This is a genomic window from Starkeya nomas (assembly GCF_902703545.1).
Taxonomy (GTDB): domain Bacteria; phylum Pseudomonadota; class Alphaproteobacteria; order Rhizobiales; family Xanthobacteraceae; genus Ancylobacter; species Ancylobacter moscoviensis.
In genome coordinates this window covers 3,112,563-3,123,317 of the sequence record NZ_CACSAS010000001.1, presented here as the reverse complement: position 1 = coordinate 3,123,317, position 10,755 = coordinate 3,112,563, and the positions used below count along the sequence as shown (strand labels likewise).

The window sequence follows — 10,755 nt, the reverse complement described above, 5'->3', positions numbered from 1 at the left end:
CCTATGCCGGTTCTTGCGCCCGCTCTAGCAGGCGTCGGAGGTCAAACTGGATCGCGGTTTCGAGGAACGAGGGTTCCCGGTCCACCAGAGGGCCGCGCACATAGCGCGGCGCATGGGCAGAACCGGCGGCGACCGGCACGATGGCGAGAATGAACTTGTCCGGTTCATGCAGCGAGGTGATGACCTCCTGCCGGGTGACCATCACGCTGTCGGCGCCGTCGATACGCCCCTTGACCTCGATGAAGCGCAAATGCCCCGCCCTCGGATCGTGCGAAGCGATGTCGTAGCCGATCTTCTGGGCGGAGACGTCCGCCGGCTCATTGCCCAGCGCCCGCTCGGCCGCCATGACGGCTTCCATCGCCGCAAGCTCGATCTCCCGGCGTGCAGCGGGGTCTTCCGCGAAATGGTCCGGGACGCTTGGCGCCTGACGTGCTTCCAGCAGGCCCCGCGGAATGACCACCATGCCGCCGCGCACGCGCGGCGGCTGCGATGAGATGAACCGTTCCCGTTCAAGCTGGTCCATGCGGCGCTTCTGCCGATCCGCCAGGTCTTCGGCCCGGCGTTGCGCGTTCTGCCAGTTCACGCGCGTCTTCTTGCCGGCGCGCTCCTCCTCCTTCAGCTCGAAGGCGCGCGAGTCCCAGTAATTGATCTCTTTCTTGAGCCGAGCGCGAACCTCCTGCTCGACCTTCTCGATCTCGGGCAGGCGCCGCGCCTTGACCTCGGCGACATGACCCTGGGCCAACTCGACCGTCGCAAAACGGATCGCGGCCTTCTCCAGATCGGTGGTCAGCCAGCTCTCCTCGAGCAGGTGACGCACGCTGGCGACCTCTTCCGGCTTGGCGGGCCGAAGATTCAAATGCGGCGCGATGCCGGCGTTGACGATATTCCCGGCCTTGTCGATGGCAGCGAACTGAAGCCGCTGCGAAATCACATGCGGCTTGCCGGCGCTGGTAACGCGACCGTCCTGGACGGCGTGTTCCAGCAGGAAAATCGCCGACAGCGCGTCGCCGGCATCAGTGTCGTCCACCAGGATCGCGCCCTGCCGCATGATCTGCTCATACTGCTCGCGGATCAGGCTGATCACCGCTTCAAGCAGGGGATGCCCTGGGCAAACAAAGGCGGCGACCGGCTGCTGGTTGATCTTGTCCTTCTCGAAGCAGATTCGCTCATACTGCGTCTGGAGCGGCGCGCCGGTCCCAATCTGGCGATCCCGCTCGCGGATGCGCACCGGCACATGCGCAATCTCCCAACGCCCTTCCTCCCGACGTTTGATCCGGCCACCCAGATGCTGGAACGCCTCGACAAAAAAGCTCTGAATGTGGTGCGGCTGTAGGCGCAGCGCCTCAGCACGCTCCATTTCCAGCCGCAGCTCCTCGACCCTCGCCTCCGGCATGGTGTCGTTGGTCAGGGCGCGGCGGCGCAGCAATTCGAGCAGATGCGCCTGATCGACCGCACCGTCGACCTGCTGGAAAAGACGTGCTTTCACGTCCTCCTGCTCGCCATACTGGATCGCCTCGAACAGCAAGTCCTTCAGGGCCACGCCGTCGAACAATTCGCCGAGCACGTCATAGACACGACCGCCCAGCGCCTCGCGCGCAGCTTCCAGCTTTTCCAGCAGCCGCGCGTAAACCTCACCCTCGCGGGTATCGGCCGCGACGAGATTCCAAAGATGACAAACCTCGGTCTGACCGATGCGGTGGATACGGCCGAACCGCTGCTCGATCTTGTTGGGATTCCACGGCAGGTCGTAATTGACCATGAGGTGGCCGCGCTGGAGGTTCACGCCTTCACCCGCCGCATCGTTTGCGATCAGGACCAGCATGTCCTTGTCCTGCATGAAGCGCTCCACGACCTTTCGCCGCTCTTCGCGCGACACGCCTCCATGGATCACATCCACGGCCTCGGGGTTGCCGAGTCGCGCCCGCACCTTGTCGAGCAGGTAGTGCAGCGTGTCCTTGGGCTCGGTGAAGATAATCAGCTTGCGGCGATTGCCGGCCGCATCGACCATCAAATCGTCGTCGAGAATACGATTGAGTTGGCTCCACTTCGTATCAACGCCGGATCGCAGTACGCCGAGCGCCATCGTCTCCAAGCCCTTCAGAGTCTCGACTTCCAGGGCGAGCTGCTCGACCGTCTCGGCTGTCGTCGCGCCCGTCGAGATCAGATCCTCAAGCTCGTCAATCTCCTCCTGGCCATACTCCTCGATGTTCCGCAGCATGTCGGCGTTGATCGCCGGTTCGGATGCGCCGGCCCGACGCCCCTTGGCGGCCAGGCGCGCTTCGCCCAACTCGTTTTCCAGCCGTTCCCGGCGGCGCTTGAGCGACTGGTAGATGGCGGCCGGCGACGAGGCGAGACGCCGCTGTAGGATCTGCAAGGCGAAACCGACATTGTTGCGCTTCTTCCCGTCACCCTCGGCGAAGCGCTGCACACGGTTCATCTCGGTGCGCACATATTCGGTGACGGCGGTGTAGAGCGCGGCCTCCCCTTCTGAGAGCTGATATTTGACGGTGCGTGCCCGCCGCTCGGGGAACAGCGGTCGGCCATCGAACTTGAGCAGTTCCTCCTTGGTCAGCCGCCGCATCATGTCTTCGGTGTCGGCATAGTGGACACCATCGCGGAAACGGCCCTCGAACCGATCGCCGTCGAGAAGCGCCATGAAGAGCTGGAAATCCTCTTCCTTGCCATTGTGCGGCGTCGCCGACATCAACAGCAGGTGGCGGCAGACCTGTCCGAGCTTCTGGCCGACCTGATAGCGCCGCGTATATTTGACCTCGCCGCCGAAATAGGTGGCCGACATGCGGTGGGCTTCGTCGCAGATGATCAGGTCCCATTCTCGCGCGCTCATGAGCTTCTCCTGAAGCTCCTCGTTGCGCGCCAGCACGTCGAGGCGGACGATCAGCCGATCACGGTCGCTGAACGGATTGCCCGACCGCGAGTTCTCGATCATGTCGCGAGAGAGGATGTCAAATTCGAGATTGAACTTCTGGCCGAGTTCGTCCTGCCATTGCTCGACCAAGCTGCCCGGCGCGACGACGAGGCAGCGTTCGAGATCGCTGCGGGCGATCAGTTCCTTCATCAGCAGCCCGGCCATGATCGTCTTGCCGGCGCCGGGATCGTCGGCAAGCAGGAAGCGCAGCGGCTGGCGCGGCAGCATCTCGCCATAGACGGCAGAAATCTGGTGCGGCAACGGATCGACCAAACTCGTATGGATCGCCAAATACGGGTCGAAATAATGCGCCAGCTTGATGCGGTTAGCTTCTGTCACCAGGCGCAGTAGCGCGCCATCGGCGTCGAACGACCAGGGCCGCCCGTTCTGCTCGACCTCAAGGCGATGTTCGTCGTCCCGGTAAAGAATAGCCTCGGCTACCGTACCATTGTGATCACGGTAAACAACGCTGATCGCCTGATCACCGATCCAGTCGACGGAAACGACATGCACGGCCTGCGCCGAGGCCACGCCCCGCACGGATGCGCCGTTCTTTACCTCCTCAAGCCGTGCCACCATCAGTCGGCGCTCCCCCGTCCGTTCATAGCTGAAACTCCGCCCTCTCAAGCGCAGCTTCAGTCTCCTTGCGGTTTATTGTCACGATATGCTGGGTATGGGCGCTCTGTTTTGCCGCGTCACCAAGCAACCCCAGACGCTTCAGAACATAGAAGAGCATCGCGTACCGGACTGTGAGTACGCCATTACCGTGATCGAGCCCGTAATCCTTGGCCACGACCTTCTTCTGGCTAGCCGTGAGCGCGGGATGTGGCCCGATGATGACATCGAAATAGTTGTTCCAGAGCCAGTCCTGCTCACCAGCCACCCCCGGCTCGCCCTTCGCACCAACCTCTAGAACACGCGGCAACAGGAAATCCTTGAACTTGTGCTCAAGGTGGCAATAGGCCCGGGCGTGCCAGCGGAAACCGTCATAGCCGAAGGCGTGAGGCGTGATCCGGCGCCAGATCGGATCCGGCCGCGCCTGGTTCATCGACTGATAGAAAATGTCTAGGGAGACGCCCTCGCGGCTGGCGTCGAGAATCTTGCGCAGAACCTTGATGTCAATGTCCCGCCGAGGGGTCAGCGCGACGTCTGCGCTGGGAAGCGCCGAAATCCACGAATCGTGCGCCGGCACAGCGCCTTCGGCAACCGAGCGAAGCTGCGAGAGATAGACATAGGGATCCGGCTCCAAAAAACGGAGAACGAACTGCTCGGCGGCGACATAGCGCTTGGCGCGAGTGTCATACTCCATGTTTCCAGGCGCCCGCTCCTGATAGAGCGTCAGGTCCTTAGACGCTTGGGGAACCGACACGCCGAATATCTCCACGAGGTCGGCCCGATTGATCGAGCCCTCCCAGAACAGCCGGAACTCGATGAATTCGAGCCGGCGTTCCACACCCCATTTCAACGCCGTGGCGCCTTCCAACATTGCACTTCGCCTCCAAATCGCAATGCGAATAAAAAGTATATGGACATGTCGCTGCGATCCGTATAACTATTATTCCCATCAGCCGCGCTCGTCAATGGTGATGAGCGCGAAATTCGTGAGGAACGGCAATGCCCAAGCGTAGTCCAAACCGCGAAGTGACCAGTAAGAAGGCGGCGAGCGCCGCATCGAAGGTTTTGCGGGATCCTAAGAGCAGCAAGGCCGCGAAAAGCGCGGCAGCCTCGGCGCTGACCCAGCGTCCGAACAAGAAGTAGTCCGGAAAAGGGGGATGACGATGACAGCCGCGAGTCGATCCACTCTTATCGTTCATGGTCGCCTCGCTATGCGGGAGGCCCGCCTCGCGGCCGCGCGCAGCGGCCGCCATGGCCTCCAGATCATGTCTTTCGAGCAAGCCGCCGTGCGACTCGCGGGCGGGTTCGTCCGGCCGATCGATGAGGAAAGCCTGTGCGCGGCGATCCAGGCGGTGCTTCCCGCCACGCCGATGGGGGAGCTGGAAGGCATCAAGATGCTGCCGGGCATGATTGGCGCGGCCGCGGACACGCTGCATAAGGCTTGGCGTTCGGGCATCGATTTGGCCGGCCGGTCGACATATCATCCCCGTCTCGACGCTATCGCTCGCCTGGAAGCGGCCGTTCTCACCCAACTTCCCGACGGGATGATGCGTCCGGTCGATATTGTCGCCGCAGCCAGCCACCGTATCGCCCATGCGCCAGCCGTTCTCGGCTCTATGGAAATCGCCGGGCTGACCGAACTGTCTCCGTGCTGGCGCCCTCTGGTGAAGGAACTCTCCGCACGCATTCCGGTGCAATGGACGGCAGGCCCCCGTTTCGTCCCAGACTGGCTCCGCGATAGCGGCGTCGTAGTCGTGCAGACCAAGGCCGAAGAGCCGACAGTTGGCTCCGTCAGCGCCGCGACCGCCTATCACGAAGCCATCGAGGCCATGCGCTGGGCGCGCGCGTTGCTTGCGTCAGGCGTCTCACCTTCCGACGTCGCGATCGCCACGGCGTCGCCCGCCGATTACGATGACCATTTTCTGGCGTTGCGCGCCGACGCCAATATCGATCTGCATTTCGTTCACGGCGTCCGGACCGCCACGACCCGCGAAGGACAGGCCGCCGCAGCACTTGCCGATATCGTCGTGCGCGGCCTCTCGCAATCGCGCCTGCGCCGCCTTTCGGCTTTGTGCCGGGAGTCGACACCAATGGCCTCGCTTCCCGACGGGTGGCTGCGCGTCCTCCCGAGCGATGCGCCCTTGTCCACCTCTGCGGCCTGGAACCGCCTGCTGACACGCCTCAAACCGGACGACTGGCCCGATGGCATGGATCATGCCCCAGCATTGCGGGCGGCGGTTGACCTTCTGGCTAAGGGGCCAGATGCCGCGCAGGACATCGGGGAAGCCTTTCTCAAGGGACGAGCCTTGTCGATCTGGCGCAAGGCGCTGCTCGCCGGGCCTGCCGCCTCGATCGATGTCACGCTCGAAACGCTGAAACAGGATGACGGGCTGGAAGCCTGCGTGTCGGTCGCCTGGATGCCAGCCGGCGCCCTTGCAGCGTCACCTCGCCGTTTCGTCCGGCTGGTTGGCCTCAACTCCTCGCGCTGGCCACGCGGAATCGCCGAGGACCGGCTGATCCCCGACCATATTGTCCCGACCAGCGAACTCGACCCGCTGCCCGTGAGCTTGGCCGACCGCCGTGATTTCGAAACGATCCTCGCGACAACGTCCGGCGAGGTGGTCCTGTCACGCGCCCGGCGCGACAGCGACGGACGGCTCCTGGGCCGGAGCCCCTTGCTCGCCGGCCATGGAGACGAAACCTATTTGCGCCGCAACGCGATCCCAACCCACGCTTTCAGCGAAACCGATCGGCTTATGGCCCGGCCGCAGGAGTTCACCAGCGATCCCCAGGCGGTCAGCGCACGTACTTGCTGGAGCGACTGGCGCCAGGCGGAGGTCACACCGCATGACGGCCTCGTCCGGCCCGACCATCCACTCATTCTCGCGATTCTTGCGCGAACCCAGTCGGCCAGCTCGCTCAAGACGTTGCTGCGCAGCCCGCTCGGTTTCCTCTGGCGCTATGCCTTTGGTTGGAAATCCCCGCAAAGCAGTACCGAACCGCTCGTGCTCGACGCGCTTGCGGCAGGCGATCTCATCCATCTGGTGCTCGATCGCGCCTTGCGGAATCTCGAAGCGGCCGGAGGGCTGGCTTCCGCCGATGCGTCCGCCATTGACGCTGCCGTGGCAGAAGCTGCGGACGCGGTAGCTGCCGAATGGGAAAGCGAGCGGCCAGTTCCGCCCAACGTCATCTGGGGCCGGACGCTTGGCGAAGCACGTCTTCTCTCCAGTCAGGCTCTTATCTACGGCGACGACCATCTGCCCGGCAGCCGCTCCTATGGCGAAGTGCCTTTCGGCGGGTCCGACCCCAAGACGCAGGCAGAGCTTCCTTGGGATGCAAGCCTGCCCGTGACGATCCCGGACACCGGCTTTCGTATCGCCGGCTACATCGACCGGCTCGACATCGCCGATGACGGCAGCCGTGCGCTCGTGCGCGACTATAAAACCGGGATGCCCCCGAAGAGCGATATTCGCCTGAACGGAGGGCGCGAGCTTCAGCGTTGTCTCTACGCCTTCGCGGTCAAGGCGCTGCTGGGCGACCATGTCGCGATCAGCGCCTCCCTGCTCTACCCACGCGAACCGCTCGACCTTCAACTCGACGATCCAGCGGCAGTGCTGGCGGAAATCACGGGCTATCTGCAGGCCGCACGGATTGCATTGTCGAGCGGCGCGGCACTGCCGGGTCCGGATACAGGCGGTGACTATGACGATCTCGCTTTTGCGCTGCCGGCCAATGCCAGCGCCACTTACTGCAAACGTAAACAAACCGCCGCAACCGAGCGGCTCGGCGATGTCGCTCTGGTCTGGGAGGCGGAATGATGAACATGATGTCGAAGACTCTTAAGGACGATGGCGCTCGGCGTGACGCGATCAGCCATCACCATCGTTCCATCCTCGTTGAGGCCGGTGCGGGTTCGGGCAAGACCGCGGTTATGGCTGGGCGCATCGCCCTCATGCTGGCGCAGGGCGTTGCACCACGCGCAATCGCCGCTGTCACCTTCACCGAACTGGCTGCGAGCGAGCTCCTCGCCCGCGTCCGAGATTTCGTCGCCGACCTCGCTGCGGGTCACATCGCACCCGAGCTTGCAGTCGGGCTACCCGATGGTCTGTCACAAGGGCAGCGCGATAATCTGATCGCAGCGACCGCCGCCATCGACGAGATCACCTGCTCGACCATCCATGGTTTCTGTCAGCGCCTGATCAAGCCCTATCCCGCCGAGGCCGATATCGATCCGGGCGCGGCCGTCATGGACCGCAACCAAGCCGATCTTGCCTTTCTCGAAATCGTCGATGGCTGGCTGCGCGAGCGCCTGTCAGGCGGCCAAGGTGGAATCCTGGCTGAGATGGTGCTGCACAGTCCCGGCGAGACCGTGGCACTGATGCACAAGATCGCCGAGGCTCTGCGCCGTCGCCGGAGCCTCGTGGCGCCAGCGGTGATACCGCTCGCCGGCCATCTTCTGGCATTTCGGCAGACGGCCGACGACTTCTCCGCTCTCATGCAGGCAACCGCCGCAAGCGAACCGGAAACGGAAGTCTACGCGGCACGGTTCTCCGAAATGGCAACGATGCTGCCGACCGCCACAGACGCTGCCGCGCCTGCAGGCCTGGTCGGACTGCTCGTCTCGCGCCCCCATCCTGATCTCTGCACCAAGGCCGGCACCTTTTCCTCCTATCGAAAGAAGGGCAAATGGGCCGCCGCGGCCAAGCAGGCGGGTCTGTCCAAGGCGGACGGCGAACGACTGAACGATGCCGCTCAAGCCCATTTCGAAGCGTGCTGCTCGGCCTGGGACGCCCTTCTCCAGGCAGTTTCCGGTCAGGTTCTCGCGGCGCTGATCGGCGAAGCCAGGCCGATCATGGAGCGTTATCACGAACACAAGCGCGCCAGTGCCCAGCTTGACTTCGACGACCTCATCTATGCCGCCCGCGATCTGCTGCGGGATCATGAGGCGGTGCGGCAGGCGCTTGGCCAGCGGTTCGCGAAGGTCCTCGTCGATGAGTTTCAGGACACCGACCCGCTTCAGGCTGAAATCTTCTGGCGCTTGTGCGGCGAGCCCGGGGACGATCCGCAGGATTGGACAGGCTTCCGGATTCGGCCGGGCGCACTCTTCCTCGTGGGCGATCCCAAACAAGCCGTGTATCGATTCCGCGGCGCCGACGTCGGCGCCTATGTTCAGGCCCGCACCGCCTTCACGGTGCAGGATGCAGACGGCCTCGTGTCGATCTCGACCAATTTCCGCTCCTGCGCCTCGATCCTCACCTTCGTCAACGAGCGTTTCGAGGCGATCCTGTCGGCGGATGGCCAACCCGGCTTTACGTCGCTTGATCCCTTCCATGACGATCGCGGCGAAGGCATCTGCGTCGCCGCGCTCGACATTGCCGTCGCCGATGAAGATGGCAAGGCCAGCGCCGAGCGGCAACGCGACGCTGAAGCCGATGCCGTGGCCGACCTGTGCGCCCGGTTGATCGGCAGCCATCCGGTTCTGGATCGCAAAGCCGGCACCGAACGCCCCTGCCAGCCGGGCGACATTGCTCTCCTTGCGCCGACCGGCGCGGATCTGTGGCGCTATGAGGAAGCCCTCGAGCGGCGCGGCATTCCGGTGGCGACGCAGGCCGGCAAGGGCCTGTTTCGCCGACAGGAGGTTCAGGACCTCATTGCGCTGACCCGTGTATTGGCCGATCGCCGTGACACCCTGGCGCTCGGCGCAATGCTGCGAGGCCCGCTGGTCGGGCTCAGCGAAGAGGAACTGCTGGACATCGTCTGGGCGCTTCCGCGCACCGAGGACGAGCCTGACCGGATCCCCCGCCTCGATCTCGGCGTCGACCCGACGGCGATTGTCCATCCGCTCGCGCGCGATGTGGTCGAAAAGCTGCAAGCGCTCTATCGGCGCGGAAACAGTACGACGCCGCACGAACTGCTTTCGCAAGCCGTGGATGTCCTGCGGTTGCGTCCCATTCTGCTCGATCGGCATCGCGGCCAGGCCGAACGCGCGCTCGCCAATGTCGATCTCTATCTCAGCCTCTCGACCAGCTACGCGGTGCGTGGCCTGCGGGCCTTCTCCGAGGCGATGACAGCGGCTTGGACCGATGAAGCTCGCGCGGTCGAAGGGCGGCCCGACGCTCAGGAGGAAGCCGTCGCGCTCTTCACGATGCACGCCGCCAAGGGTCTCGAATGGCCGGTGGTCATTCCCATCAACACCATGACCGGTGTGATGGCGCCCGACAGCGCGGTGATCGATCGCCAGACCGACACCTTCTATTGCCCCGTTCTCGGCGTCGCGCCGTCTGGCTACGACGTTGCGCGCCAGGCCGAAAAGGATGAACTTGATCGCGAACGCGTGCGCCTCTGGTATGTCGCAGCAACACGCGCCCGGGAATTGCTGCTTCTACCACGGCTCGATGTGACGCCCTCCAAGTCCGCCTGGATTGGCCTTGTTGACCTGACGCTGGCCGAACTTCCGGCTTTTGATGTATCGCACTTGCCGCTCGATGCGATTGTCACAGCCGGCAGCGCCATCAATAATCAGACCCGCGAGGGTTTTGCCGCGGAGGCCGGCGCAATCGCCGACAGGCAGGTGCGACTGACCTGGCTCGCCCCGAGCCGCGACGAGAATGCGACCGGCACGGTATTGCAGGAAGAGGAAGCCAACATCTGGGCAGGGTCGGACGACGACACTTCGAGCGAATTGGGGGTGCCCTTGGCCGTCCAAGGTGGACGTGAGCGCGGGCTCGTCTTGCACAAGCTCATGGAAGAGGTACTGACCGGCGAGACCGATGACGCCTCTGCGGCACTCGCGAGGCGCGCCGAGGAACTTATCCGGGCGCTCGGCAAGGTTCCCGTCACTGATCCGGCTGCTGGGCTCGCCCCGGAAGAACAGGCTGGCTGTGTCGCGCGGACGCTGGCGTTGCCGGAAATCGCGGCCCTCCGGCCCGCGCTACTCGCGGAATTCCCCGTCTATGCCCTTCGCGGCGAAGAAACCGACTTGGCAGCGACGGCAGGCATTGCCGACGCGCTGACAGTCGGTGCGGAAGGCCGCCCGGTCGTCGTCGTCGACTGGAAGAGCGACGTGGCCCCCGATCCGCAGACGCTCGACCACTACCGCGGTCAGGTGCGTGCCTATCTCGACATGACCGGTGCCGAGCAGGGCCTGATCGTCCTGATGACGAGCGCGACGGTGATCTCCGTTTCGCCCTCGCTGCAGACGATGGCGGCCTGAC

5 protein-coding genes are annotated in these 10,755 nt (G+C 64.1%); 3 read left to right on the top strand and 2 right to left on the bottom strand.

The window, feature by feature from the left end; all coding sequences use genetic code 11:
• Position 1: 1 nt before the first annotated feature.
• Positions 2–3,505, bottom strand: coding sequence for a protein NO VEIN domain-containing protein (locus tag STARVERO_RS14965; protein WP_159599716.1), 3,504 nt, complete (start codon positions 3,503–3,505; stop codon positions 2–4).
• Between the two features lie 22 nt (positions 3,506–3,527).
• The gene (locus STARVERO_RS14960) at positions 3,528–4,412 is read right to left on the bottom strand and encodes a BrxR family helix-turn-helix transcriptional regulator (RefSeq protein WP_159599714.1); all 885 of its coding nucleotides are present in this window, start codon (positions 4,410–4,412) and stop codon (positions 3,528–3,530) included.
• A 128-nt stretch (positions 4,413–4,540) separates the two neighbouring features.
• Between STARVERO_RS14960 and STARVERO_RS23390 the strand changes: the two genes are divergently transcribed.
• From STARVERO_RS23390 to STARVERO_RS14950, 3 genes are read left to right on the top strand one after another with little or no spacing between them, the layout of a single operon-like run.
• The gene (locus STARVERO_RS23390) at positions 4,541–4,684 is read left to right on the top strand and encodes a hypothetical protein (RefSeq protein ID WP_004434301.1); all 144 of its coding nucleotides are present in this window, start codon (positions 4,541–4,543) and stop codon (positions 4,682–4,684) included.
• Positions 4,685–4,704: 20 nt separating this feature from the next.
• Complete coding sequence (locus STARVERO_RS14955; protein WP_159601809.1) at positions 4,705–7,359, top strand: PD-(D/E)XK nuclease family protein; 2,655 nt, start codon at positions 4,705–4,707, stop codon at positions 7,357–7,359.
• Complete coding sequence (locus STARVERO_RS14950; RefSeq protein WP_159601807.1) at positions 7,359–10,754, top strand: UvrD-helicase domain-containing protein; 3,396 nt, start codon at positions 7,359–7,361, stop codon at positions 10,752–10,754. The genes STARVERO_RS14955 and STARVERO_RS14950 overlap by 1 nt, the downstream gene beginning before the upstream one ends.
• The last annotated feature ends 1 nt before the right edge of the window (position 10,755 follow it).

Bases quoted from the DNA above. Each gene is read 5' to 3' on its own strand.
- STARVERO_RS14965 (WP_159599716.1), bottom strand. From the start codon at position 3,505: ATGGTGGCACGGCTTGAGGAGGTAAAGAACGGCGCATCCGTGCGGGGC.
- STARVERO_RS14960 (WP_159599714.1), bottom strand. From the start codon at position 4,412: ATGTTGGAAGGCGCCACGGCGTTGAAATGGGGTGTGGAACGCCGGCTC.
- STARVERO_RS23390 (WP_004434301.1), top strand. From the start codon at position 4,541: ATGCCCAAGCGTAGTCCAAACCGCGAAGTGACCAGTAAGAAGGCGGCG.
- STARVERO_RS14955 (WP_159601809.1), top strand. From the start codon at position 4,705: ATGACAGCCGCGAGTCGATCCACTCTTATCGTTCATGGTCGCCTCGCT.
- STARVERO_RS14950 (WP_159601807.1), top strand. From the start codon at position 7,359: ATGAACATGATGTCGAAGACTCTTAAGGACGATGGCGCTCGGCGTGAC.